The sequence below is a fragment of the Asanoa siamensis genome, assembly GCF_016862555.1.
Taxonomy (GTDB): domain Bacteria; phylum Actinomycetota; class Actinomycetes; order Mycobacteriales; family Micromonosporaceae; genus Asanoa; species Asanoa siamensis.
Genome location: NZ_BONE01000054.1, coordinates 1 through 25,313, shown reverse-complemented (window position 1 = coordinate 25,313; position 25,313 = coordinate 1). Strand labels below are relative to the sequence as shown.

Genomic DNA, 25,313 nt, shown 5'->3' with positions numbered 1-25,313 from the left:
TGGAGGCGTGACCGGCGAGGACCAGCCGCGGTACGTGCTGCCCAGCACCGGCGACGCCACAGCGGTCTTGCGGCGCCTCGCCCGGTCGGGCTGGAACACCCGGGAGGGCTTCGCCCTGACCGAACAGGCCTGGGACCTGACCGGCAACCGGCTGCTGCTGTTCGGCCGCGTCCCCGACCGGGAAACGGTCAAGCTGGTGGTCCTCGCGGCGGCCCGCGGCGCCGGGGTCGTCGCGATCACCGACACCGCGGGCGACATCGGCCGGTCGCTGCTCGCCGACCTGACGCGCCTGGGCCCGGTCCACCGCGACGCGGGCGGCACCGACCCGGGCCCGGTAGCGACGGCCCCGGGCGAACTCCTCCCGGAACAACGCGCCCTCCTGGACCGCCTGGCCAACGGCGAAACCATAGCGGCGGCCGCGGCGGCGGAGTTCCTGTCGCTACGCACGGCGAACCGCCGCATAGCCCAGGCCCGCGACACGCTCGGCGTCCGCACGACCCGCGAAGCGGTCCTCACCTACCTCCGCCAACGCGCCACCTGACCTGGGCCGGCGCGCCACGCGAACGCTCCTGCGCGACGCGTCGCCCTGGACCGTCTGCACGACGGACGGCGCTCGCGGCATGCGGCGCGGGGCCTCCAGGGTTGGGACCGGGTCCGTGATCCACGCGGTTGCAGCTCTGCTGTCTACGACGGGCCACGACCGCGGCGCGGTTGGCCACCACCTGGACGCTCGTTGGGCCCGCGCCCGAGCCGGTGATGGTCCGCGCGGGCTGCGGCGTCTGCTGTTCAGGGCGGAGGCCCGTCCGGTTGCGGGCCGGCGTGTTTGTGACGCTATCGGGACGCTCGTCTGGCCCGCGCCCGAGCCGGTGATGGTCCGCGCGGCCTGCGGCGTCTGCCGTCCACGGGCGGAGGCCCGTCCGGTTGCGACCCGGCGTTCGGTTTGTATGGCTATCGGGACGCGCGACGGGCCCGCGCCCGAGTCGGCGATGGTCCGCGCGGCCTGCTGCGCCACTCGGCGACACGCCGGATTGGTCAAGCCAACTCCCGGCAAACGCGCCGCCGAGACGTGATCTCCGGGTTGCGGCTCCGGCGTCGGGGTTGTGGGATGCGGGCCTGGCTCGACGCGTCAGCGAGTTTGTCCGGCGGGAGCGACGGTCCGCACCACCACGGACCCGGGACCGGATCCCGAATGTGATCAGGGTGTAGGGCGGCGACGGTAGCGCCGCGTCACGTCGACCGGCCGTGTCCTGTCGACGAAGTGTGGCAGGTCCGGCTCGTCCGGGCGGATCGCCGCCAACGTCTCCGTCAGTCCCTCGATGATGCGTTCGGTGGCGCGTTGGGCCGCGCCCGGGACGCCCGGGATCAGGTCGGAGAGGTCGACCGGCTTGCCGAAGTGCACGCGGATCACCGGGCGGTGGACGACGGCGTGGGCGGCGCCGCGGACGATGCCTTTGAACGACGTGGCGTACGGGACGATTTCGTGGGAGCCCCACTGGGCGATCGGGACCACCGGGGCGCCGCTGAGGAAGGCCAGGCGGGCCGTGCCCGTCTTGCCGCGTTCCGGCCACATCGTGGGGTCCAGGCCTATGCGGCCTTCCGGGTAGACCATGACGACGCAGCCGTCCTTGATGGCGTCGGCGGCTACCTGGAGCGCGTCGGCTACCGAGGCCGTGCGGCGGTCGACGCGCAGGTGGCCTGAGCGGCGCATCACGAAGCCGACGAACGGCGCGCGGAAAAGGCCGCCGGTCGCCATGATGCGGGGGCGGACGCGGCGGACGCCGGTGGCGGCCGTCAGGACGATCGGGTCGAACGGGCTGATGTGGTTGGCCGCCAGGATCATCGGGCCGCGGCGCAGGCCCTCGGGGACGTCGCCGCTGACCCGCAGGCGGCCGACCAGGGGCATGAGGAAGCGGGCCAGCCACTGCAGGAACTTCCAGAACCGTGGCGGCTGCCAGGTCGTGGAGGTGGTGGGGGGCGCGGTCTCGGCTTCCATCAGGCCATGATCGTGCCACACGCGGCGATCATGGCTCAGCGCTCGAAGCGCCGCACCGCCGTGTCGGGGCGCCACAGTTCGATGACCAGCTTGTCGATCGCCGGGGACAGGCCCGTGTGGACGACCTCGTGCAGGTCGAGGCGGAACAGGTGCATGCTGTCGGGCGAGCCGTCGGGGATGACCGCGGCGAACCGGTCGAGGTCGGTGACCGTCTCGACGACCCCGGACAGCTTGGCCTCACCCGGCCACGACGCCGGGTCGTCGCCCGGGTCGATCGTGGCCGAGTGCAGCGCGTAGCGCGGGTCGCGTAGCAGGTCCTGGGCCTTGCGGGCCTGCCACATGCTGCCCGACCACAGGTCGTCGCCGGCGAACGTCGTCTCGACGCCGCTGATCCTGGGCGCGCCGTCGCGACGCACGGTGGCCAGGGTCTTGTGCTTGTTGGCGTCGAGCGCCGACCGCACCCGCGCCGCCAGCTCCGGCGCCTGCGCCACGAAGACCGCCCAGGACGCCACGGCTCAGCCCACGTCCCGTAGCTCCGCCAGGCGGGCCTCGATCTCGGCCAGCTCCGCGCGTAGCTTCTGCGCCTGCGTCTCGGCCTCGGCCCGCTCGGCGGCCATGATCTGCTCGACGGTCTCGTGGACGCCGGGGACGTCGACCATGGCGACCATCTTCAGCGCCTCGGCCGGGCGGATCACGTAGGGCTTGGCCAGGCTCTTGCTGCCCTGCGACGCCGCCACCGTCCACTCGCCGTCGGCGTAGGCCAGCGTCACCGTCAGCCCGGCCGGGCCCTTCGGCTTGGCCGCCTTCGCGGGCCGCTTCGCCGGGCGCGGCGCCTCGACGGGCTCCTCCACCGTGGACGGGGACGTGGTCACGTTCTTCTCCTCACGTGGCGCGGGGACGACGGGTGCGGGGGGTAGCAGGCCGGGGCCGGGTGGCGGCTCGTCGGCCGGCGGCGCGGCCGCCGCCTTCTTGGCCGGTGTCGCACGGCTCGCGCCGCGCACGGGAACCGCCAGGTCCGTGGGGGAGAAGGGGAGCTCGTCGCGGCCGAACCGGACCACCACGAACTCGTCGGACGCGTCCGGGTCGGTCAGCTCGACCACCTGGCCGGTCTGGCCTTCGATCTGGCCGGCGGCGGCCGTGAACACCACCTTGGGCTTGCGGCCGGCCGCGAGACTGTCGCGGATCGACGACAGCTCGTCGGTGGACAGACCGCGGACAGCGGTGCGCGCGGCGGCCATCAGGGAACCCCTCTCATCCGTACACCTGTTTGATTTTGTGCAGGCTCTTCTTACCAGGCGCCTACGACAAAACCGAACGCGGCACGCCGCCGGTCAGGAAGACCAGACCGCCGCGACCCGCGCCACCTCGGCCGCGGCCTGCGCCCGACCGGCCCGCGCCGAGGGTGCCCGCGCCGCCGGGTCGAGCACGTTGCGCCCGATCGCCCGCCGCGCCGCGGGATCCGGCGTGACCATGACCACCTCGGCGCCGGCCCGGCGCAGCGTCGCGAGCTGCCGGCCCAGGCGGTGGTGCCGGCCGACCGCACGGGCGATGGGCGCCAGCAGCACCACCCGGTCACAGCCGGTCGCGAGGTCGACGTTGGTGGTCGAGCGCACACCGCCGTCGACGTAGCGGCGCCCGTCGATCGTCACCGGCGGCCAGACGCCCGGCACCGCGCAGCTCGCGCCGACCGCGTCGACGATGTCGACCCCGGAGTCGCCGGTGAACACGGTCGTCTCGCCGCTGCCCGCGTCGACGGCCACGATCCGCAGGTCGCGTCCCGTCGGCCAGTCGACGGTCGGGAGCCGGGCCGCGATCACCGCCCGGCGCCGCGCCTCGGGCATCGTCGGGGCCCGCAACGCCATCGCGCCGACGCGCGCGGCGGCCCGCACCGGGTCACGCGACGTCGCGGACGCCCACACCCAGGACGCCACCGACGTCCACCCGAGCTTCGCGGGGGTCCCGGTCTCAGGTGGCGCGAGCTGCGCGGCATAGAGGTCTTCGACGGGTACGCCCGACGCGACGCCGGCGCCGACGAACGAGCCCGCCGACGTGCCGACGACCACGTCGGCGGCGGTCAGGTCCACGCCCTGCGCCGCGAGGCCGGCCAGCATCCCGAGCTCCCACGCGATTCCCGTGACGCCGCCACCGCCACAGACCAACGCTCTGCCACCCATGCGAAGCAGGGTACGGGCAACGACCGCCGTCCCGTCGACAATGGATCATCGAAATTGTCAGAACGGATTTGCGTACGCCAATTTCCGTATCGCGATCAAGGCAATAGGTTGCAGTTGATTTCTGTCATCTAGGTGACTCCGGAATTCCATTGAATTACCTCTATGATCGGCCGTGGATTGCTGACGAGAGATCCGTCCACGGGGGAGGGTCCGACCATGTCCAGTCGCACCGTGCGCGGCCGTGTGCGCGCATTGGCGGCGTTCTGCGCGCTGATCATGACGGTCACGCTGCTGCAGCCGCTGACACCCAACGCCGCCGCGGCGGCGCCGCCCACGCCACCGGGCCCCGGCCAGGGTCCGGTCGACCGGCCGATGCCCAAGGGCGTGCGCCCCGACACCGCGTTCCCGCCCGACAAGCGCCCACCGCTCGTCCCGCCGGAGGTCCGCGCCGACGGCGCACCCAAGGAGCTGTCCAGAGCCGCGTGGGAGCGCCGCACCAGCGCCCGCGTCGCCGCCGAGGACAGGGTCTTCACCGAGGTGCTCGCCCGGCCCGGCTTCCTGCTCGGCGACACCTCCGTCAGCCTCTACTTCAACGTCAACGCCGCGGCGCCGGCATTTTCCAGCTGGCGGGTCACCGCCTACGACAAGGAGTCGCAGACCGAGCAGGCGTCGACCACGCTGACCCGCGACGAGATCGCCCGCTCGCAGTGCTCCGGCCAACGCGACTTCTGCCGGTCCTTCGGGCGCGAGCACGGCTGGACCCTCGACCCGGCGCGGACCTACGAGGTCACCATGACCGCGGTCCTCGACGACGGCCGCGAGATCGTCTCCGAGCGCCCCGAGGTCCGGCCCCGCGCCACCATCGTGCCGCCGGCGATCCCGCTCGGCCAGGCCGGTGGCTGCGGGTGCGGCAACGCGCTCGCGCTGACCAGCGCCGGCCAGGCCATCCGCGGCAACGGCGTCAACACCGCCACCGGGGCCTTCATCCAGGTCAAGCAGGACCTGGCGATGGTCTCCTTCGGTGTCCCGTTCGTCTCGTCCCGCACCTACTCGTCGGCCAACGGCACCGGCCCGCTCGGCGCCGGCTGGGCCTGGTCCTACGCGATGGCCGTCACCCCGACCGACGGCGGTGCGGTCGTGCGCGCCGAGGACGGCGCGGAAGCCACCTACCGGCTCGACGGCGACACCTACCGCCGCCCGGCCGGCGTGCGCTCCAACCTGCGCAGGGCCGGCGACGGGTGGGAGCTGACCACCCCGCGCAACATCGCGTACACCTTCGACGCCCAGGGTCGGCTCGTCTCCATCACCAACCCGCGCGGCATGGGCGTGCGGCTGACCCACACCGAGAACGCCGTCACGATCACCGACGCCTCCGGTCGCGTCGCGAAGGCCACCCTCGAGGGCGGCCTCATCCGCGAGATCAGCCTGCCCGACCACCGCAAGGTCAGATTCTTCTACACCGGCTCGCTGCTCACCGCCCACCTCGACGCCCGCGGCAAGCTCTGGAAGTACGCCTACCACCCCAACGGCCTGCTCGCCGACGTCACCAACCCGGACAAGGTCGTCGAGGTCCGCACCGGGTACGACGCCGGCAACCGGGTCAACCGCCAGCTCGACGCGCTGGGCAACGCGACGACCTTCGAGTGGCGCGCCGCCGACGAGGAGGCGCTGACCACCGACGCCGACGGGGTCCGGGTCTACGACGGCTACCGCGGCAACGTGCTGGTCTACACCCTGCGCGGCAACGGCGACTCCGAGCACCACCGCTACGACACCTCGCTCAACCGCGGCCTGGTGGTCGACGGCAAGCAGAGCCAGCACGAGTCGCGTTTCGACGACCGCGGCAACCGGACCCGGCGGGACGCGCCGCAGTCGCTCGGCTTCAAGGAGGACACCGAGTACGACGCGCGCAACAACCCGACGAAGCACACCGACGCCAACGGCAAGGTCTGGCAGGACGACTACAACGAGTTCGACGAGCTGGTCAAGAGCACCGACCCGAAGAAGAACACGGTCACCTACGAGTACGACGCGCGCGGGCTGCTGCTGGCCAGCACCGACCAGCGCAAGAAGGTGACCCGGTACGAGTACCTGCCCGCCGGCGACGCGAACGTCGGGCTGCCGAAGGCCGTCACCTCACCCGGCGGCCGCCGCGTCGAGTTCCGGTACGACCGCACGGGGCGGCAGGTCGAGGTGACCGACCCGCGCGGCACCGTGCCCCACGCCGACCGGCGGGACTACACGACCCGCTACGAGTTCGACGCCCAGGACCGGGCCACGGAGGTGCACGAGCCCGGCAAGGACGACCCGTGGCGGACCAGCTTCGACGACGTCGGTCGGCTCGTGGCCCAGACCACCCCGATGGGCGCCCGCACCGAATACCGCTACTTCGACAACGGCCTGCTCAAGACCGTCAAGGACCCACGGCGGACCCTGTCCTACACCTACACCGACGCGGGGCGCCGGGCGTCGGCCCGGATGGAGCTCGACGACCAGCCCGACCCGGTGACGACGTACGCGTACAACGCCAAGGGTCTGCTCCACAAGGTCACCTCGCCGCGCGGCAACCTGCCCGGCGCGACCGCGGCCGACCACACCACCACCTACTTCTACGACGCCAACGACAACCCGCTGCGGATGGAGCGCCCCTACCCGGGCGGCGTCACCGTCAAGCGCGACATCCGGGTCGACGACCTCAACCGCACCACGGCGAAGGTGGACGAGCACGACAAGCAGTCCACGTTCGAGCGCGACAACCTCGGCCAGGTCACCGCCGCCGAAGACAACCTGGGCCGGCGCACCGAGCTCGGCTACGACGACAACAGCCAGCAGACGTCGATCAAAGATCCTGAGCAGGGCGTCGTCGAGTACGAGTACGACGAGGCCGGCAACAAGGTCAAGGCGAAGCGGGCGACCGGCGGCGTCAGCACCTTCGTCTACGACGACGACGGGCTGCTGGCCAGCTCGACCGAGCCGCGCGGCAACGTCGCCGGCGCCGACCCGGCCCGGTTCACGACCCGCTACGAGTACGACCTGGCCGGCAACACGACGCGGACGACCGACCCGCTCGGCCACACCACGACCATGCGGTACGACGCCAACAACCGGCTGTCCTCCGTCACCGACGCGAAGAACCGCACCACGCAGTACACCTACCGCGACGACAACCTGCCGCGCACCGTGCGGACACCCGACGCGCCGCACGACCGCGACGACCCGACCCGGTACGCGACCGTCTACGACTACTTCGACGACGGGATGGTCTCGTCGGTCCGCGACCCGAACGGCAACCGCAGCTGGCTGTCCTACGACGACGGCGGCCGCCTGGTCAAGGAGACCGACCCGCTGGGCCGCGTCACCGAGAACACGTACGACGTCGAAGGCAACCGGGTCTCGACCCTGACCCGGTGGGAGCACGAGCGGCTCTCGCCGACGGAGCGGGCCAAGCGCACGATCGTCGACACCTACGACATCGTCGGCCGGCGCGACGCCCGGGCACTGGGCACCGACGGGCCCCGCTACTCGTGGCGGTACGACGCCAAGGACCGGATCACCGCGTACGTCGACCCGACCGGTCACCGCACCGTGGAGTACGACGACGAGGACCAGATCCGGGCGGTCACCCGGGTCGAGGCGGGCCTCGAGGAGACGTTCCGCTACGAGTACGACGTCCGCGGCAACATCAAGCTGCGCGAGTACCCGGACGGCACCCGGGCCACCGCCACCTACGACGCCGACAGCCAGCTCAAGACGCTGAACGTGGCCGGCGGCTCCGTCGGCGACACCCAGGCGAGCTGGGCCTTCGACTACGACGTGGCGGGCAACCGGGAGGTCACCTGGCTGCCGGCCGCCACCGGCCTGCTCGAGCGCCGCAGGTTCGACGACGCGGGCCGGTTGACCGGCATCGGCCCCGAACAGGTGCCGCAGGCTGCGCCCGCGCGGCTGCCCGACCCGGGCCTGCTCGCCCTCGGTGACCGGCCCGACCCGCCGACCGGTGTGACCGCGCAACCGGGTGCCGCCCTCGCGGTGGTCTCCTGGAAGCCGCCCAAGGACGACGACCTCACGGGCTACACGGTCACCGCCGCACCGGGGGGCCGGTCCACGACCGTCGGCGCCGACGCCACCAGCGCGGTCGTGCACGGGCTGGACGCCGGCACCGCGTACACGTTCACCGTCACCGCCCACGACGAGGACGGCCCCGGCGAGGTCTCGCCACCGTCCGCGCCCGTCACTCCGGTCGCGTTGCCGCAGAACCCCGTCTCGGCGTTCCAGCTCGAGCTCGACCAGGTCGGCAACCCCACCCGGGTCGTCACCACCCGCGGCGGCGTCTCCGAGTCCGTGGCCTACGCGTACGACAAGGCCGACCGGCTGACCTCGGCCTGCTACGCGGCCACGGACTGCGACGACCGGACGCGGCCGGCCGGGCGCATCGACTACCGTTACGACCTGCTCGGCAACCGCACGAGCCAGAAGCGCAGCGGTTCGGCCGGGGACGACACCACCACCTACGAGTACGACGACGCCAGCCAGCTCAGGAAGCAGGTCGTCCGCGAGCCCCGGCACGTCACCACGACCGCCTACGACTACGACGCCAACGGCAACCAGACGAAGGCCGGCACCGACCGGTTCACGTACAACCTGGACAACACCCTCGCCAAGGCCACCGTCGGCGGACGGGACGCCGCGTTCGGCTACGGCGCCGACGGGTTGCGGCTGACCGCCACCACCGACCCGGGCAAGCCGGAGTCGGCCACCCAGCGCTGGTCCTGGGACGTCGCCGGCACCCTGCCGCAGATCGCCGTCGACACGGTCACCGACGCCAACGGCGCCACGGTCGAGAAACGCGGGTTCACGTACGGGCCCGACGACGAGCCGCTGGCCCTGCTCGACGCGGCCACCGGAGCGCACGCCTACACCCACGACTGGTTGGGCGGGGTGGCGAACATGCTCACCCCGGCGGGCACGCCGGAGGTCGGCTACGACTACGACCCGTTCGGCAACCCGCGCGTCGGCGCGACCCTGGCCGGGACGACGTCGCCGGGGACCGAGACCGCGCCCGGCGCGGTGCAGGCGCAGGCGGGCGGCCCGGAGAACCCGCTGCAGTTCACCGGCGCCTACCAGGACTCCACCACCGGCAACGGCAACTACTACCTACGGGCCCGCAACTACAACCCCGGCACCGGCCGGTTCACCGCCACCGACCCGATGCCGGTGGGCGCCTCCGCGGTCTCGCCCTACATCTACGCCGACAACAACCCGAACGTCTACACCGACCCGACCGGCGCGATGTTCGAGCCGGGCGACGGCGGCGGCACCGGCACGACCACACCCGCGGCGACCGACGTGCCGCAGGTCAACCCCGAAGACGTCGCCAGGGCCAACCAGATCCAGAGCAAGAGCGTCCTGGACGTCGTCCTGGAGGCCGGCGGCCAGATCCTGATGGAGTTCCTCGGGATCAACGACATCCTCAACTGCCTCAAGGGCGACCTGGGCGCCTGCGTCTCGATGGTCATCGGCGCCCTGCCCTGGGGCAAGATCTTCAAGGCGAAGAAGATCGCCGAGGCCATCTTCCGGGCCGGCAAGGCGGTCATCACCTTCTTCAAGGAGCTCGACTGGGCCCGCGCGATCCTGCGGGGCGCGGAACGGGCCGCCGAGGCCGCCAAGGCGGCCGCCGCGGCCGCGGCCCGGGAAGCCGCGCAGAAGGCGGCCGCGGCCAAGGCCGCCGCGGAAGCCGCGGCCAGACGGGCGGCCGCGCAGGCCGCCGCCCGCGCCAAGGCACTGGCGGCCAAGGCGAAGGCCAAGACCAAACGCAACTCCGACGGTGGCGGCTGCGCCTGCAAGTGCGCGAACAGCTTCGTCGCCGGCACCGTGGTCGTCCTCGCCGACGGCACCCGCAAGGCGATCGAGCAGGTCGAGCCGGGTGACACCGTGCTGGCCACCGACCCGCGGACGGGCCGGACCGAGGCACGGCAGGTCACGCACACGATCCGCACCGACAGCGACAAGGAGTACGTCGAGGTCACGGTGCAGGGCGGTGACACCCTCACGACCACCGACCACCACCCGTTCTGGTCGGTCACGCGGGGCCGCTGGGTCGACGCCGGCGACCTGCGGCCGGGGGAGTTGCTGCGCACGTCGGCCGGCACCTACGTCCAGGTCGGCGCGGTCCGGACGTTCGAGGCGGAGCGGATCACCTACGACCTCACGGTCGACGGCATCCACACCTACTACGTCGGCGCGGGGGCGCAGTCCGTCCTCGTCCACAACACCGACTGCCACGAGGCGGGCCTGTCCCACGCCGAGGAGGCGGCGGGGGGCTTCGACCGCCCCGGCGGCGTCACGGGCGCGCTGCGCACCGAGAGCGGCTGGTTCGCCGACCCGCTGTCGTCGGGAAACCGCAACATCCACCCGAGCGTCGCCGGCAGTCCCGCGCCACACACGAAGGCGGGCTTCAAGCACCACCTGGAGGCCCAGGTCGCGGCGATGATGCGCCAGAACCCGGCAATGCGCAAGGCAACCCTCTACATCCACTTCCGCGGCGACGACATCAAGCGTGAGGTGTGCGGAGCGTGCGACGACACGCTGCGCGACATGCTGCCGGAGGGTGCGGAGCTGACGGTGGTCTTCCGGCAGAAGGACGGCAGCATCTTCGAGTCGGTGCCCTATATCGGCAACGCCAACTGACCGGACGGTGCCGGGCCGCACGTGTGTGCGGCTCGGCACCGCCTTCGGCTCAGCTCGGCCCGGACCGGTCCAGGCCGGTCCGGCTACGATCCGAAACCGCTACGCTTCGAGGCCGCCACGGCCTGGTCAAATTCGGTCCAGTCGGGTCCGGCACGGTTCGAGAGCGCCATGGTCAGGTCCAGTCCGGTGCGGCACGGTCCGGGTCGCCTGCTGCGGTTGGCTCGGTCCAGCACTGTCTACGGCACCAGTCCGCCCCGGCACCGTCTGCAGTCAGCACGGTCCGGTCCCGCACCGTCAACGTTCGGGACCTGGCACCGGTCTGGGGACCGGCTGGCCTGGCACCGGTTACGGGCCCACACCGGTCTAGGGCCCTGCAGCGGTTACGTCGCCCGGCGGCGCACGTGCGCCGCCGGTGCGGGCGCGCACGTGCGACCCGCACCGGGTTACTTCGCGTGGGGCATGTGTGCGGCGCGGCACCGGGTTACGCGCCGGGCGGCACGCGCCGCCGGGCTGGCGGCCGTTACCTCGTGGGGCGGTGCCAGGTGATCGTGGCTATGGACTCCAGGCGGGTCAGGGCGGTGGGTTCGCGGGCTGCTACCTCGACCTGCCAGCCGCCGTCGGCGGCTACGACCTGGACCAGGGTGTCGTCGCCCGTGAAGATTCGGTGGCCGGGGGTTGGCCACTGCCATGCGCCGAATCCGATTTCTTCTAGCGGGGAGAGGATTTCGGCCACGGCGGCGTCGGGGGCCGCGGATGTCCATAGCCGGTGGGGGACACTGTGGACCAGTTCGCGGGTGGCGGTGTGGATCAGGAACTGCGTGAAGGGTTCCGGGTTGCGTTGCCAGGGCTCGTAGAGTTCCGCGTCGTGGACCGTGCCCGGGTCGGCCGGGTCGAAGGACCAGCGCCAGTCGCCCGTGGCGTCCACCATGAACACTGCCTTGCCGTCGTCGGCCACCTGGATTTTCTCCGGCGGCACCATCGACGTCATCCGGGTGAGCCGGGCGTCCCAGCGCGACGCGAGCGTGTGCCAATGCTTGAGCGGTGCGGGCAGCCAGTCGCAGGTGTCGGGAAGCGGTATCGCCGCGCGGACCGGCGGGCCGTACCAGCTGGTGATCAGATCGTGCAGCGTGATGTCCCGGGGATCCTTCACGCGGGCCATTCTGGCACGCGCCTACCGCCTTCCCGGGACACCCGGGTAATCAGCGGTTGTTCGATAATGCACATTATGTCAACCTAGCGAGGGAACGCGAGCGCCGTCAGGTTTCCAGGTAGGTGATCGGCTTGCCCTGCGCCGTGGCGTAGGCGATCTCCGCGCGGGTCGACCCGCCGATGTAGCCGCCCACGTTCAGCACGTGCACCCGGTCGGCCAGGTCGATCTTCCGCAGGTGCAACTCCGCCAGGGCGGCCTTCGCGCCAGGGTCGGGCGCGGCGTGCGGGTGGAAACCCACCGACAACACGATCGCGCCCTCCAGCGTGAGGCGGTAGTTCGCCTCGTCGAGCCGCACAGCACGACGATCGGCGGGCGCCCCGCGGCCACGTCATCGATCATGGGACATGAGTCTGCCATCCCGCTCCCCTGCCCCACCCATGATCCAAACCGAGGCGTCGGCGATGCTGGGCACGTGGAGTACGTGTCCGTAGTGCCGCGACCGCCGCTCGACCGGCTGATCGACGACCTCTACTACCTGGAGGGTGCGCCTCCGTACGCCCGCCTGACCCTGCCGCCGAGCCCGGGCGCGTTGCTCGTCCTCAACCTCGGGCCGCCGTTCCGCATCCGCGCCGGCGCCGACGTCGAGGCGACCGACTACGCCGACGGTTGCGTGATCACCGTGCCCACCCGCGCGTGGGAGTTCAGCTACCCACCCTGGACCCGGTCCGTCGGCGCGCACCTCAAGCCGTGGGGTCTGGCACCGTTCCTGCCGATGCCCGCGGCCGAGCTGCGCGACCGCCCGGTGACGGTCGAACAGGTCTGGGGCCGACCCGCGGTCGCCGAGCTGCGCGACCGGCTCGCCACGGCGCACGGCCCGCACGAGATGCTGACGCTGCTCGAGGACGCGCTCGCGCGACGGCTGTGCGCGACCCGGGGCCTTGGGCTGGTCCGCCACACGAGCGGTGTCATCGCGGCAACCGGCGGGGCGGTCGCGATCGCCGACCTGCGGGCGGCGGCCGGCGTCAGCAGCACCCACCTGACGCAGCGGTTCAAGGAGCTCGTCGGCGTCACACCCAAACGGCTGGCCCGCACCCAGCGTTTCGCCGCCACCCTGCTCGCGATCGACTTCGCCGCGCCGGTCGACTGGAGCGACGTCGCCGGTGCCGCGGGCTACTTCGACCAGGCCCACTTCGGCCACGAGTTCCGGGCGTTCACCGGGCTCACGCCGACCCGGTACGCGCAGGTCCGGCGGCGGTTCGCGCGCGAGCACCCCGGCAACGTGCTGGACAACTGGTCACTGCCGGCCGATTGATTTCCTACAAGAGCGACGACCCGCGACCCACTATTTTGGGGCCCATCCCAAGAAAAACCGGAGGAGAGCCCGTGGGCACGGTGGTCATGTACAGCTCGGTGTCGGTCGACGGTTTCATCGCGGACGCGAACGACGACCCCGGGCCGCTGTTCGAGTGGCTGGTCAGCGGTGACGTGCCGTTGGACGACAGCGGCGCGGTGAAGGTCTCCCGCACGTCCTACGACTACACCCGCGCCTACTGGGACCAGGTCGGGGCGACCGTCGCCGGCCGCCACGTCTTCGACCTCACGGACGGCTGGGACGGCAAGCCGCCCGGCGGCATCGACCACGTGGTCGTCGTGACGCACCGCCCGCCGCCCGAGGGCTGGGACCCGGCGGCGCCGTTCCACTTCGTCGACGGTGTCGAGGCGGCCGTGGCCAGGGCGCGGGAACTCGCGGGTGACCGCCTGGTCGAGGTCGCCGCCGGTGACGTCGGTGGCCAGGCGCTGGCCGCGGGGCTGGTCGACGAGGTGCGCATGGACGTCGTACCCGTCGTGTTCGGATCCGGGAAGCGCTACTTCGGGTCGGTCGACGCGCAGCACCTGTTGGAGGACCCGGAGGTCATCCGGGGTGACCGGGTGCTGCACCTGCGCTACCGGGTGCGCCGTTGAGCGGGAGGTCGACCACGAGCGGGCGGTGGTCGGAGACCGGGACGACGGGGGTGGTGACGTCCGCTGTGGACGGCCAGGTCCCCCAGCCGCGCGGGTCCGCGAGCACGTGGTCGAGTTGCACCCGCGGCGCCGACGACGGGAACGTCGGCACCCGGCCCAGCGGCCGCCACCCCGACCCCAGGGCCGCCGGCGCCGCGGGCAGATTGAGGTCTCCGAGCAGCATGCGCGGGGCCGGGAACGTGCGCAGCACCCGGACCACCTGGCGGAGCTGCCACAGGTTCCAGCCGGGCACGAACGACAGGTGGGTCGCCCCGACCGTCACGTCGCCCCAGGGAGTGTCGAGGACCGCGACGACCATCACGCGGGGCTCGTCGCGCAGCAGCATCGGGCGCCCGCGGCCGCCGGCGGGCCCCACCATGTAGATCGGGCCCGGGACCGGTGACGGTGAGAGCCGCAGCGTGCGCCACGAGCGGACCGGGTAGCGGCTCACCAGGCCGATGCCGTAGTTCGGCTCGTCGGCACCGTCGTCGTCGAACGACAGCGGCCGGTAGGTCTCCCCCGGCGTCCCGACCACCGCCGCCACGAAGCGGTGCGACACCGCGCCCGCGGCCTCGGCGGCGACGGTCGTCAGGTCCAGGGAGCCCGAGCGGGGCTGCAGCCGGTCGACCTCCTGGAGGGCCAGGACGTCGGCGTCGATCGCCGCCACCGACTCCGCGAACCGTTTCCTGTCGACGATGCCGTCGTCGATGGATCGGCCGTGTAACACGTTGAAGGTCGCCAACCGCACCTATGCACCCTACGGGGTGATGTGGCAGGGTGGCCGCGTGATCTTCAAGGTCCTGGTCTGCACCGCCCTCGTCTTCATCCTCATCGGTACGGCCGGTATCTGGCTGCGCCGCTCCCGGGACCGCTGAACAAGCGACCGGGGTCACGCCAGTAGGTAAGGCTGCCCTTAGTAAGCTTGCGGGTGTGAGTGGCACGACGGCGGAGCCCCTCGACGGGCCCGACCCGTCGACGACCGCGCGGTGGCTGGAACGTCACCGCCCCGACCTGCACCCGGCCTACCTGCTGCACCTGCCCGCGGCCCGCGACGCGATCCGCCACCGGCTGGTCACCGCCTTCGACCGCGAGAAGATCAAGGCCCCCCACGGGTACGCGGACCCGGCCGCGCTGCTGCGCGCGATGGGCCACGACCGGTTCGCCGCCGAGGTCGACAACAGCGTCGCCAACCTCGCCCTCGCCCACGCCACCCAGCCGCGCCCCGACCACGGCCCACCCGCGATCACCCGCCCGGCCCCGCCGCACTGGGAGCAACTCGTCGTCGACGGGCACCCGCTGCACCCCGGCTGCCGTACCCGATCGGGCATGTCCACCCAGGACGTCCTCGCCTACGCCCCCGAGCACCGCCCGGTCGTCGACCTCGTCCAGGTCCAGGTCCCGCCCGACCGCTGGCACACCACCGGGGAGGGCCTGCCGCCGCTGCTGCACCTGCACCCGTGGCAGTGGGAGCGCGTCCGCGCCGACCACCCCTGGCTGCGCCCCACGGGCACCCGCCCGGCCCGCCCGCTGATGTCGCTGCGGACCCTCGCGCCGCTCGACGACCCGGCCCTGCACCTCAAGACCGCCATCGACGCGCAGCTCACCAGCGCCGTCCGCACGGTCTCCCCCGCCGCCGTCGAGAACGGACCGGCGCTGACCGCGTTCCTCGCCGGACAGACGACGACCATGACGATCCTGCGGGAGTACGCCGCCGGCGCCGTCACCACCGACGCCGGCCCCGACCGCCGCCTCGCCGTCGTCCACCGCCAGGCCCCGCCGCCCCACGCGATCCCCGTCGCCGCCCTGTCCGCGCCCTCACCCGCCGGCGGCGCCCCGATCGCGATGGAAGCGGTCCGGCTCGCGTACGCCGGCGACCCGCGACCCTTCCTCACCGACCTGACCCGCCTGCTCGTCACCGGCCCCCTCGACCTCCTCGACCGCGGCATCGGCCTCGAGGCGCACGGCCAGAACACCCTGCTCACGCTCGACCGGGGCCGCCCCGGCGCCCTCTACTACCGCGACGTCGGCGGCATCCGGATCGACCCGACGAGCACGGCGACGCCACCCCTGCGCGGCGACATCGCCGCGATCGACCCCGACGAGCCAGAGACCACCCTGCTCGCCGCCCTCACCGTCGTCCTCGGCCAGATCGTCGGCACCCTCGCCGCCGCCACCGCCACCCCGCCCGCGCAGCTGTGGGCGGCCGCGGCCCGCACCGCCGGCGACCGCCTCCTGCGCCGGGAGACGCTGCCGGTCAAGGCGACCACGAGCATGCGCCTGGCCACGGACCCGCTCGAACCGATCTGGGCCTACGTACCGAACCCGCTGACGGAGCACAGGTGACCACCGACCTCGACACCGCCGCCCGGCACACCACCGCCCGGCTGGCGCTCACCGCGCCCGCGCTCGTGGCGCCGTTCCGGGCCGCCCTGCCGCGCGCCGCCGCCACCGTCGGCCGCCGCCTCGCCGGCGCCCTCTACCGGGAGGACATCGGCGACGCCCGCGAGCGGTTCGCCGGCGTCGGCCGCCGCCACGGCTTCGACCGCCTCGAGGTCGACAAGCTCGAGGACCCGCCCGCGGACCTGCTCCCACGCGGCCTCCCCGGCGCCGCCGCGCTCACCGAGGAGCTCACCAACGCCACCGTGAACCTCGCCCTGGCCCTCGCCCGCCCCCAGCCGAAAGACCCCGGCGACGACCCCGACGGACGCGCCCTCGCCTACGAGCGGGTCGCGATCGACGGCCACAACCTGCACCCGTGCGGGCGCACCCGCCTCGGCTGGGACACCGACGACACCCTGCGCCACGACGTCGAGGCCGGCACGACCACGGTCGCGTTCATCGCCGTACACCCCGATCTCCTGACCGGCGACGCTCTCGATCTGGCCGCCGGCTACGACGGCGTCCCCGACGGCGCCACCGTCATCCCCGTCCACCAGTGGCAGCGCGACACCGTCCTGCGCCACCGCTACGCCGACCTCTACGCCGCCGGCCGCATCCGCGACCTCGACGGCACCATCGAGGCCGCGCCCACCGCCGCCGTCCGCACCCTGCTGCTGCCACCCGCCCGCGACGGCCACCGCCGCTACCTCAAGCTCTCCCTCGACATCCAGGTCACCTCCACCCGCCGCAGCATCTCCACGGCCAGCACCCGCAACGGCCCCGCCATCTCCACCGTCCTGCACCGCCTCCTCGCCGACGACCCCACCACCGTCCTGCTCGCCGAGACCGCCGGCACCGCCCTGTCCGCCGGCGCCGGCCGCGACGGGTCCGCGATCCTGCGCGACGGCCTCGACCGCCACCTCGCACCCAGCGAGACCGCGATCCCCGGCGGCGGCCTCACCGCCGGCGACACCCTCGACCACCTCGTCCCCCCGGGAGCGGGGAGTGCTCTCCACTTCGTCGGCGCGTACGCCCGCCTGCTCCTGCCACCCGTCGTCGGCCTCGCCGCCCGCCACGGCATCGCCCTCGAAGCCCACCTGCAGAACTGCCTGCCCACCTTCGTCGACGGCCGCCCACACCGGATCGTCTTCCGCGACTTCGCCGGCCTGCGCCTCTACCTGCCGCGCCTCGCCGACCCGCCGCCGCTGTGGCCGGGCTCCGTCGTCGCCACCGACGACGTCGACGTCATGCGCGCCAAACTCGGCTACACCGCCCTGCAGGCCCACCTCGGCGAGATCGTCGTCCGCCTCACCCGCTCCCACGACCTCGACGAGGACCGCGCCTGGCGGGAGATCCGCGCCGCCCTCGACGAGGCCTACGAGCCGCTGCTGCGCGACCCCACCTGCGCCCGCGCCGCCAAGGAGGACCACGCCGCCCTGACCGCCCGCACCGTCCCGCACAAGGCACTCGTGCGGATGCGGCTGGCCGGCCACGGAGACCGCTACGTACCCGTGCAGAATCCGCTGCATGATCCCTGAACGGGTCGCCGCCGCCATCCGCGCCGGCCGCCGACCGGTCTGCGCCTACGTCTACGACCCGGACATCGCGACACGCCGGATCGCCGACCTCCGCGCGGCCCTCCCGGCCGGCACCCGCGTCCTCTACGCCGTCAAGGCCAACAGCAACCCCGACCTGGTGCGCGCCATCGCCACCCACGCCGACGGCCTCGAGGTCGCCTCCGGCGGCGAGCTCGACCTCGCCCTCGCCGCCGGCGCGCAGACCATCGCGTTCGCCGGCCCCGCCAAGACCGACGACGAGCTGCGCGCCGCCGTCGCCGCCGACGCCATGATCCACGTCGAGAGCGCCCACGAGCTGCGCCGCCTCACCCACCTCGCCCGCGGCCACCACCCCAGGACAGCCCTACGGGTGAACCGCGCCGCCGACACACCCAGCGGCAGCCACCGGATGACCGGCACACCCACCCCGTTCGGCATCGCCGAGGACGACCTCGACACCCTCCCGCGCGACCTGCCGATCAGCGGCTTCCACCTTCACGCCGTCTCCAACAACCTCGACGCCGCCGCCCACGCCCGCTTCGTCGATGACGCCGTCGCCTGGTCGCTCACCACCGCGCGGCGCCTCGGCATCACCCTCACCTACGTCAACGCCGGCGGCGGCCTCGGCATCGACTACACCGGCGACACCACCTTCGACCTCAACCGGCTGCGGATCACCCCACCCCCGGCCGGCGTCACCCTCACCGTCGAACCCGGACGGTGGATCGCCGCCGACACCGGCTGGTACGCCGCCGAGGTCATCGACCTCAAACGCAACCACGGCCGCTGGTTCGCCGTCCTGCGCGGCGGCACCCACCACTTCCGCCTCCCCGCCGCCTGGGGCTACAGCCACCCCTTCACCGTGCTGCCCGTCGACGACTGGCCCCACCCGTACGCCCGCCCCGAGGTATCGAACGTGGACGTCGACGCCACCGGCGAGCTCTGCACCCCCCGCGACGTCCTCACCCGCGCCCAGCACGTCGACCGCCTGCGCGTCGGCGACGTGCTCGTCTACGCCCGCACCGGCGCGTACGGGTGGGATATCTCCCACCACGACTTCCTACGTCACCCGTACCCGGAGGTGACCGTCCTGCCGCCCGTGAGCTAGCGTCGGGCCGTGACGACGCCCTCCATCCTGCGCGGCGGCCGCCGTGTCCACACCGGCCGCCGACTCGGCCAGGTGATCGGCCGCAAGCCCACCGGCATCACCGGCGCACAATGGAACACCGCCGGCACCGTCGTCCTGGACCACCTCGTCACCGACGCCGCCACCGAAGCGCCCGAGTTCGCGCTGATCTTCAGCGCCGCCGAACCCGGCGGGCGCGTCGAACGGATGACCACCGCCGTCTGCGACGCCGTCGGCCTGCCCCTGCTGCGGATCACCTCGGCCGCGCTCACCGGCGCCGACCACGGCACCCAGATCCTCAACTACATCCTCGACGCCCGCGCCTTCGGCGAAGGCGACGACTCCCATGCTGGGGCCGCCGAGGGCGGCCGCGGCTACCGGGACATCGTCGGCCGCCTACCCGACGGCCGCACCGGCTACGTCAACGACCTCTCCTCCGTAGCTCGCGCCGCCGCCGTCGACGCGTACGCCGCCCGGCAGCTCTTCGACCCGATCATCCGCGGCATCCGCGTCCGCTGGACCGGCGGCCCCGCCGAAGGCTGGGCCTGGCTCCAACTCCAGGAAGGCGGGTACGTGTTCGAACGCGTCCTGCTCGCCGAACACCGCACCACCTGCGGCGTCCCCGCCGACCGCCTCGCCGAGGACCTCGCCGGCGCCGCCATCGGCCAACGCCTCAAACTGCGCCACAGCGCCGAGCCGGACCTCGTCGACCTCGCCCACATCGAGGCCCGACTCCGCGACCTGTCCGCCCGCCGCGACGAGCTGACCGACGGCTTCCCGTACGAACACCTGCTCGTGGATCAGCCCGCCGCCCGGTAGGCCGTACCCATCGGCGTCAACGCGCCGCTCTCCTGGTAGAGACCCGTGTGGCTGTCCGCCGTCGACGGCAACCCGAACCACGAGTACCGCTCCACGTACGACAGGCCCTGCAGCATGTCCGTCGCCCCGTTGATGAACGCCACCTGCTGCGCGTCGCTCGGATAGTGCGCACCCGACCCGTCGAACCGGATCAACGCGAACTCCGTCAACCAGATCGGCAGCTTGTACTTCGCGTACACCTGCTGGATGTAGCCCTTCAGCTGCCCGACCGCCGCCGCGGAGAAGTCACCGCCGTACCAGTGCAGCGTGATGAAGTCGACCCGGTAACCCTTCTCCTTCGCGCCCCTCATGAACTGGTCCAGCCACTTGCCCGTGTCCGCCGCGCCGAACGCCACCGACGGGCTGCCCAACCGCATCCCCGTCGCCTGCAGCTTCGGCCACAGCTCCAACGCCTTCGCCGGCGTCATGTTCGCCTGCTCCGCCATGTCGGGCTCGTTGAACCCCAGCAGCGTGTCACCCTCCCGCTTCGCCTGCGCGAGCGTCGAGTCGGTGGCGTTGGCCGTACCCCAGATCATCGGCACGAACTCGACCCCGCTCGCCGGCATACGGTCGTTGTTCGCACCCCAGTTGTAGTACCAGGAGGCGCCGACCGCCTTCAGGCCCGCGTTCACCGCCGGGAAATCCCAGACCGCGGCGCCCTTCTTCGCCGTCGTGCGGGTCGGCGGCAACGGCTTCGCCGCCGTCTTCCTCGGGGACGGCTTCGCGGTGGGCGAGACCGTCGCCGACGGGACCGCCGTCGGACTCAGCGTCGGATCAGGGGATACGCGCGACGGCGCCCCGCTCGTGGGAGGAGGCAACAGGGCCGCCGCCGGAACCGCGTCGTCGGCGCGCACCACGCTGAACGTGACAGCCGCCGTCGCCGCCACCGCGACCGTCGCGACCGCCGCCGCGACCGGCTTCGAGATCGCCAGACCCTTCAACACCCAGCCGGCGCTTTTCGCGGCCGTACCCGCCGCCGTGCCGGTGACGCTCGTCGTGCCCGTCGCCAGCCCCTCCACCGCCGCGCCCGTCGCCGCGTTCCAGCCCGTCGCCGCCGCCGCGCCGACCGCACCGCCCGACACCGCCGCCGCGCCGCCGGCCATCCCCAGCACGCCCGCGACCAACCCCGCCGCCGGCGCCACCAGACCGATGCCGGCCAGCAGGCGCTCCGCCGCCACCAACTGCACCTGCGCCTGGCCGCAGTAGCCACAGTCCCGCACGTGCCGGGCCAGCCGCTTGCGCCACAACGCGTCCGGCCGCCCCGACCAGCCCGCCACGAGATCGTCGAGGTCCGCGCAGCGCGGCCGCGCCGTCAGGGCCCGCACCACGATCCGGGCCGTGTCGAGGGTCGCCTTCATCCGCTGGACGCGTACCGCCGCGTGCTGGTTCGTCAGCCCCAGCGACAGCGCCAGGTCGTCGCGGGTCAGCTCGCCCGACGACTCCAGCCACCACAACGAGAGCAGCTCACGGTCGTCGGGATCCAGCCACCGGGTCGCCTCGGCGACCTCCCGGCGCTGGCCGGAGAGCTCGAGCTGCAGGATCGTCAGGTCCGCGAAGTCCGCGACCGGCTGCCCGACGTCGTCGCCCGGGTGGCCCGCCTGGCGCGCCCGGTAGGGGTCGGCCTGCCGGTCCCGTACCTGCCGGACGGCGATCGCGACCAGCCACGCCCGGAACCGGGTCGGGTCGCGCAGGGTCCGCAGCCCGGTCAGGCACCGCAACATCGTCTCCTGAACCACGTCGTCGACATCGGGGTGCCCGTCGAGCGCCCGGCCGACCACGTTGTAGACCAGCGGTAGATACTCGGCGACCAGCTGGTCGACCGCCCGCGGATCCCCGTCCCGAGCGGCGAGCACCAACGCCTGCTCGTACCCTTCGTGCATCGCACCTCTCCTTGAAGCCGCCTCATCGTGGCGCACAGGAGACCAGCGGGGCGACCACGGGATAACACATTTAAGGCGCCCCTAGGACTTGTTCGACCGGGCGTAGCGTCGTCGGCGCTTTCTTGTCGTCGCGACTGGCCGCACACCCTGTAAGGCGTCCTAGGATGTTAGGTGGGCGAGGAGGTCTTGCCGTTCCGCCTGGGTCTGTGGCGACGGTGCCGGGTGCCAGGGGCAGGCGAGGTCGATCGCGGCCACCCGGCCGGTCCGCAGGACCTCGTCCATCGCGGCGCGGACGGCCGCGGCGCTAGGGCCGCCGGGCGCCGGGAAACGCAGGCCGGGTAGCGCGCCCGCGTCGATCACGTCGAGGTCGACGTGCAGCACCAGCGGGCCGTCCGGCAGGGTGCCCAGGTCCTCGACGGTGCGCGTGGCGGGCGCGGTGGCGCCGTCCAGGTAGGTGATCTCCGCGGGGTCGAGGTCGCGGGCGCCGACGAGCAGCGCGCGGTCGACGTCGACGGGCCGGTTCACCGCGAGGTCCGGGTGGGCGCCCAGAGCGAGCCGCAACGACAGCCCACCGAGGTAGCCGGAGGTCGTCGTGTCGAGCGTGTGGACGTCGCCGTGCGCGTCGAACCAGACGATCCCGGGATCGAAACCGGCCCGCTGCACCCCGGCGAGGGTGCCGAGGGCGACGAGACAGTCGCCGGACACGACGGTCGGCACGTCCCCGTCGGTTATCTGGTGGGCGACCCGCTCGGCTACGGCGTCGTGCAGGGCTCTGAGCCGCTCCCAGGTGGTGCCGGCGGGCAGCACCGGGACTACCGTCACCGCCCCGGCGGGCAGGGGGATGCTCTCGTCGGTCAGCCGCTCGTCCTGATGCCAGGGCACGTGAAAGGTCACCACGCGGGCAGCCTATGGGCCCGGACGGCCCGCCGCCGGGGTCGCGTTGCCGGCCGGACGGCGGCGGCTCGGGCCAGGACCTAAGCTCGCCGGGTGAAGATCATCGAAGGTGACCTGCGCGAGGCGCCGAACTGCGATGCCAGCGGCGTCGACCGGCGGGCGTTCGGGGAGTTCGTGAGCCCACGGGGCGAGCTCGCCTCCTACGCGTTCGGGTGGATCGCCGGCATCGAGCCGCGCGTCGGGTCCATGACGGTCGGGATCGGCGCCGGGAACCCCGGTGGCGGCACGTTCCACGCCCGGGTCTTCGTGCACGACGGCGAGCACGCGTTCGGGCTGGTCGACGAGCCGTTCGAGCGCGTACCGGAGGGTGGTCCCCACCTGACCGCCGACCAGGCCCGCGCCCACGAGGACCTGCCGTTCGTCTGGGCGGTCGTCGACCAGGTCATGGACCGCGACCGCCGCGCCCGCTGGATGCGCCACTGGCTGCTCGGCACCACCTGCGCCCAGACACCCGCGACCCGCGACCGCCGCGAGCCGGTCCTGAGCGTCACCCACGCGGACGGCGCCTGGCAGCTCGGCGGCACCAGCGACGCCGCCGGAACAGCGACGATCAGCCACCTGTCCCACGCGATCGACGCGGACCCGACGCTGCTCGACGTCCTCGACCTGGAGCCCGGCGAACAAGCCACCCGCCTGCGGGTCGGCGGCCTCTGGTGCCGCTGACCGCGGCTTGCGTTCGAGCGCACTCGAAGCTCTAGCGTCCGGGGCCATGACCACGAAGACATGGCTCATCTCGGGTGCGAGCTGCGGTCTCGGCCTGGCGCTCGCCGAGGCCGCCCTGGCGGCCGGCGAGCAGGTGATCGGGACAGCGCGCCGGGCCGAACGGTTCTCCTCGTTGACGGCGCGGCACGGGGACCGTTTCCTGGCCGTCGCGCACGACGTGCGCGACACGGCCGGAGCGGCCGCGGTCGTGCGCCGGGCGCTGGACGTGTTCGGGCACGTCGACGTGCTCGTCAACAACGCCGGCGCCGGCCAGGTCGGCACCGCCGAGGAGATCACGGATGCCGCGCTGCGGGCGATGCTCGAACAGCACCTGTTCGGCCCGGCCGCCTACGTGCGTGCCGTGCTGCCCCACCTGCGGGCGCGTCGCGCGGGTGCGATCGTGCAGATGAGCAGCCAGGGCGGGCGGATGTCGTTCCCCGCCGTGGGCAGCTACTCGGCCGGCAAGTTCGCGCTCGAAGGCTGGTCGGAGGCGCTCGCCGGCGAGGTCGCACCGTTCGGCATCCGCGTCCTCATCGTCGAGCCCAGCCGCTTCCGCACGGCGTTCAACGCCGCCGACGTGCTCAACACGGCCCGGCGGAGCGAGGTCTACGACACGACCACCGGAGCCGTACGCACGAACATGGCCGAAGCCGACGGCATCCAGGAGGGCGACCCGGCCCGCGCCGCCCGGGTGATCCGCAACCTGCTCGACACCCCCGACGCGCCGCTGCGGCTCCCCCTCGGCGCCGAGGCGGTCCGCAACCTCACCCGCGCCTACGGCGGTGCGCTCGACGACGTCGAGAAGTGGGCGTCCGTGAGCGAGTCGGCGGACTTCCCGGGCCTGCCGCCCGCCGTACGCGCGTTCTGACCGCCGTACCCTCGGGGTCATGGCAACCCAAGCGCTGGTCGCGCGCATCCTCGCCGCCGGCGACGGGCCGTCGGCGATCGACGCGCTGCACGACGACGCCACGATCGAGGCCGCGGCGACGCCGCTGAGCGTCGCCGACGCGGCCCGGCTCGTCGGCCTGTCGGCGCACACCCTGCGGTACTACGAGCAGGAAGGGCTCGTGCGGCCCGCGCGCAACGGCGCCGGGCACCGCGAGTACGCCGCGTCCGACCTGCGCCGCCTCGTCTTCCTCACCCGGATGCGGCTGTCCGGCATGACGATGACCGACCTCAAGCGTTACATCGCGCTCGTCGAGCAGGGCCCGCGCACCGTCCCGGAACGCCGCCGCATCATGCTCGAGCAGCGCGACCGGATCGCGCGGCAGATCCGCGAGCTCGGGCTTGCGCTGGAGACGACCGAGCACAAGATCCGCGTCTACGACGGACACCCGGAAGGCTGAGGGCTCAGATTCGCGCCGCGGTCGCTGACGTCGTCACCAGCTCCGGCCGGGCCGGAACGAAGACCGTGGTCATGCCCAGGGATTCGTTCATCCCCGCGAGCCCCTGCTCGTAGGCGTAGTCGGTAGCGTCCCGGACGCCGCGGACGATCACCGCGCATCCGTGGCCACGGCAGTAGTCCGCGGTCAGGCCGCGCCACGCGTCCACCGACACGTTGCCCCAGTCCGCCGGGAGCCCACGCGAGATCGCGGCGGCCCGAGCGGCCGCCGGCTGCGACGGGCGCTTGTCGTCGTTGACCGCGACCAGCACGACGACATGGTCGAACAGCCGGCGCGCCCGGGCGACGACATCGAGGTGCCCCGGGGTGAAGGGATCGAACGTCCCGGGATAGACCGCACGGGTCACGGCAGGCGTCAGGTCAGCGGCATCGCCTTGATGAACCCCGCGGGTCGGGGCGGGCGTCACGATGTGGGCCGGTTCCACGGCGACGCCCGGATGGACAGCGCGGTCGC

21 protein-coding genes are annotated in these 25,313 nt (G+C 72.9%); 11 read left to right on the top strand and 10 right to left on the bottom strand.

Going from position 1 to position 25,313, the window contains the following annotated elements:
- Positions 1-7 precede the first annotated feature (7 nt).
- Positions 8-541: a LuxR family transcriptional regulator gene (locus tag Asi02nite_RS28210; protein ID WP_203716963.1), complete on the top strand. Its 534-nt coding sequence runs from the start codon at positions 8-10 to the stop codon at positions 539-541.
- A gap of 654 nt (positions 542-1,195) precedes the next feature.
- Here Asi02nite_RS28210 and Asi02nite_RS28205 read toward each other — a convergent pair.
- The 4 genes from Asi02nite_RS28205 to Asi02nite_RS28190 all read right to left on the bottom strand — a co-directional run bounded on the left by Asi02nite_RS28205 (position 1,196) and on the right by Asi02nite_RS28190 (position 4,167).
- Positions 1,196-1,993 (bottom strand): lysophospholipid acyltransferase family protein, encoded by a 798-nt coding sequence (locus Asi02nite_RS28205; protein WP_203716962.1) that lies wholly within the window; start codon positions 1,991-1,993, stop codon positions 1,196-1,198.
- A gap of 35 nt (positions 1,994-2,028) precedes the next feature.
- A complete protein-coding gene (locus Asi02nite_RS28200; RefSeq protein WP_203716961.1) occupies positions 2,029-2,505 on the bottom strand; it encodes a pyridoxamine 5'-phosphate oxidase family protein in 477 nt (158 codons plus the stop codon).
- A 3-nt stretch (positions 2,506-2,508) separates the two neighbouring features.
- A complete protein-coding gene (locus Asi02nite_RS28195) occupies positions 2,509-3,231 on the bottom strand; it encodes a hypothetical protein (protein WP_203716960.1) in 723 nt (240 codons plus the stop codon).
- Between the two features lie 93 nt (positions 3,232-3,324).
- A complete protein-coding gene (locus Asi02nite_RS28190; protein WP_203716959.1) occupies positions 3,325-4,167 on the bottom strand; it encodes a patatin-like phospholipase family protein in 843 nt (280 codons plus the stop codon).
- A gap of 216 nt (positions 4,168-4,383) precedes the next feature.
- Between Asi02nite_RS28190 and Asi02nite_RS28185 the strand changes: the two genes are divergently transcribed.
- Positions 4,384-10,851, top strand: coding sequence for a polymorphic toxin-type HINT domain-containing protein (locus Asi02nite_RS28185; protein ID WP_203716958.1), 6,468 nt, complete (start codon positions 4,384-4,386; stop codon positions 10,849-10,851).
- A gap of 520 nt (positions 10,852-11,371) precedes the next feature.
- Here Asi02nite_RS28185 and Asi02nite_RS28180 read toward each other — a convergent pair.
- Both Asi02nite_RS28180 and Asi02nite_RS28175 read right to left on the bottom strand, forming a co-directional pair.
- A complete protein-coding gene (locus Asi02nite_RS28180; RefSeq protein WP_203716953.1) occupies positions 11,372-12,001 on the bottom strand; it encodes a hypothetical protein in 630 nt (209 codons plus the stop codon).
- Positions 12,002-12,107: 106 nt separating this feature from the next.
- Positions 12,108-12,356 carry a TIR domain-containing protein gene (locus tag Asi02nite_RS28175; protein WP_203716952.1) on the bottom strand — a complete coding sequence of 83 codons (249 nt, stop codon included), beginning with the start codon at positions 12,354-12,356 and terminating at the stop codon, positions 12,108-12,110.
- 117 nt (positions 12,357-12,473) lie between these two features.
- On the opposite strand from Asi02nite_RS28175, the gene Asi02nite_RS28170 reads away from it, so the two are divergent.
- Together Asi02nite_RS28170 and Asi02nite_RS28165 are read left to right on the top strand one after the other, a co-directional pair.
- Complete coding sequence (locus tag Asi02nite_RS28170) at positions 12,474-13,313, top strand: AraC family transcriptional regulator (protein WP_239127179.1); 840 nt, start codon at positions 12,474-12,476, stop codon at positions 13,311-13,313.
- A 71-nt stretch (positions 13,314-13,384) separates the two neighbouring features.
- Complete coding sequence (locus tag Asi02nite_RS28165) at positions 13,385-13,963, top strand: dihydrofolate reductase family protein (protein ID WP_203716950.1); 579 nt, start codon at positions 13,385-13,387, stop codon at positions 13,961-13,963.
- On the opposite strand, the gene Asi02nite_RS28160 is transcribed toward Asi02nite_RS28165, so the two are convergent.
- Positions 13,914-14,750, bottom strand: a complete 837-nt coding sequence (locus Asi02nite_RS28160; RefSeq protein ID WP_203716949.1) for an endonuclease/exonuclease/phosphatase family protein — start codon at positions 14,748-14,750, stop codon at positions 13,914-13,916. The two genes, Asi02nite_RS28165 and Asi02nite_RS28160, sit on opposite strands and share 50 nt — an antisense overlap.
- 182 nt (positions 14,751-14,932) lie before the next feature.
- Between Asi02nite_RS28160 and Asi02nite_RS28155 the strand changes: the two genes are divergently transcribed.
- Genes Asi02nite_RS28155 through Asi02nite_RS28140 form a run of 4 tightly spaced genes read left to right on the top strand, consistent with a single transcriptional unit; the run spans position 14,933 to position 19,882 of the window.
- Positions 14,933-16,345, top strand: a complete 1,413-nt coding sequence (locus Asi02nite_RS28155) for an IucA/IucC family protein (protein ID WP_239127177.1) — start codon at positions 14,933-14,935, stop codon at positions 16,343-16,345.
- Positions 16,342-17,919, top strand: a complete 1,578-nt coding sequence (locus Asi02nite_RS28150) for an IucA/IucC family protein (RefSeq protein WP_203716948.1) — start codon at positions 16,342-16,344, stop codon at positions 17,917-17,919. Before Asi02nite_RS28155 ends, Asi02nite_RS28150 begins: the two co-directional genes overlap by 4 nt.
- The gene (locus tag Asi02nite_RS28145; RefSeq protein ID WP_203716947.1) at positions 17,909-19,045 is read left to right on the top strand and encodes a type III PLP-dependent enzyme domain-containing protein; all 1,137 of its coding nucleotides are present in this window, start codon (positions 17,909-17,911) and stop codon (positions 19,043-19,045) included. Before Asi02nite_RS28150 ends, Asi02nite_RS28145 begins: the two co-directional genes overlap by 11 nt.
- Before the next feature lie 9 nt (positions 19,046-19,054).
- Positions 19,055-19,882: a hypothetical protein gene (locus Asi02nite_RS28140; protein ID WP_203716946.1), complete on the top strand. Its 828-nt coding sequence runs from the start codon at positions 19,055-19,057 to the stop codon at positions 19,880-19,882.
- Here Asi02nite_RS28140 and Asi02nite_RS42430 read toward each other — a convergent pair.
- Complete coding sequence (locus Asi02nite_RS42430) at positions 19,864-21,801, bottom strand: sigma-70 family RNA polymerase sigma factor (protein WP_203716945.1); 1,938 nt, start codon at positions 21,799-21,801, stop codon at positions 19,864-19,866. The genes Asi02nite_RS28140 and Asi02nite_RS42430 overlap by 19 nt on opposite strands.
- A 159-nt stretch (positions 21,802-21,960) precedes the next feature.
- Positions 21,961-22,698, bottom strand: a complete 738-nt coding sequence (locus Asi02nite_RS28130) for an arginase family protein (protein ID WP_203716944.1) — start codon at positions 22,696-22,698, stop codon at positions 21,961-21,963.
- Positions 22,699-22,788: 90 nt separating this feature from the next.
- Between Asi02nite_RS28130 and Asi02nite_RS28125 the strand changes: the two genes are divergently transcribed.
- The 3 genes from Asi02nite_RS28125 to Asi02nite_RS28115 are packed head-to-tail and all read left to right on the top strand — an operon-like array spanning position 22,789 to position 24,803.
- The gene (locus tag Asi02nite_RS28125) at positions 22,789-23,418 is read left to right on the top strand and encodes a hypothetical protein (protein WP_203716943.1); all 630 of its coding nucleotides are present in this window, start codon (positions 22,789-22,791) and stop codon (positions 23,416-23,418) included.
- Positions 23,419-23,464: 46 nt separating this feature from the next.
- Positions 23,465-24,325: an SDR family NAD(P)-dependent oxidoreductase gene (locus Asi02nite_RS28120; protein WP_203716942.1), complete on the top strand. Its 861-nt coding sequence runs from the start codon at positions 23,465-23,467 to the stop codon at positions 24,323-24,325.
- Positions 24,326-24,344: 19 nt separating this feature from the next.
- Positions 24,345-24,803, top strand: coding sequence for a MerR family transcriptional regulator (locus Asi02nite_RS28115; RefSeq protein ID WP_203716941.1), 459 nt, complete (start codon positions 24,345-24,347; stop codon positions 24,801-24,803).
- Between the two features lie 4 nt (positions 24,804-24,807).
- On the opposite strand, the gene coaD is transcribed toward Asi02nite_RS28115, so the two are convergent.
- On the bottom strand, positions 24,808-25,313 hold a 506-nt coding region (gene coaD, locus Asi02nite_RS28110; RefSeq protein ID WP_239127174.1), incomplete at its 5' end, for a pantetheine-phosphate adenylyltransferase.

Bases quoted from the DNA above. Each gene is read 5' to 3' on its own strand.
- Asi02nite_RS28205 (WP_203716962.1), bottom strand. From the start codon at position 1,993: ATGGAAGCCGAGACCGCGCCCCCCACCACCTCCACGACCTGGCAGCCG.
- Asi02nite_RS28195 (WP_203716960.1), bottom strand. From the start codon at position 3,231: ATGGCCGCCGCGCGCACCGCTGTCCGCGGTCTGTCCACCGACGAGCTG.
- Asi02nite_RS28190 (WP_203716959.1), bottom strand. From the start codon at position 4,167: ATGGGTGGCAGAGCGTTGGTCTGTGGCGGTGGCGGCGTCACGGGAATC.
- Asi02nite_RS28185 (WP_203716958.1), top strand. From the start codon at position 4,384: ATGTCCAGTCGCACCGTGCGCGGCCGTGTGCGCGCATTGGCGGCGTTC.
- Asi02nite_RS28145 (WP_203716947.1), top strand. From the start codon at position 17,909: ATGATCCCTGAACGGGTCGCCGCCGCCATCCGCGCCGGCCGCCGACCG.
- Asi02nite_RS42430 (WP_203716945.1), bottom strand. From the start codon at position 21,801: ATGCACGAAGGGTACGAGCAGGCGTTGGTGCTCGCCGCTCGGGACGGG.
- Asi02nite_RS28120 (WP_203716942.1), top strand. From the start codon at position 23,465: ATGACCACGAAGACATGGCTCATCTCGGGTGCGAGCTGCGGTCTCGGC.
- Asi02nite_RS28115 (WP_203716941.1), top strand. From the start codon at position 24,345: ATGGCAACCCAAGCGCTGGTCGCGCGCATCCTCGCCGCCGGCGACGGG.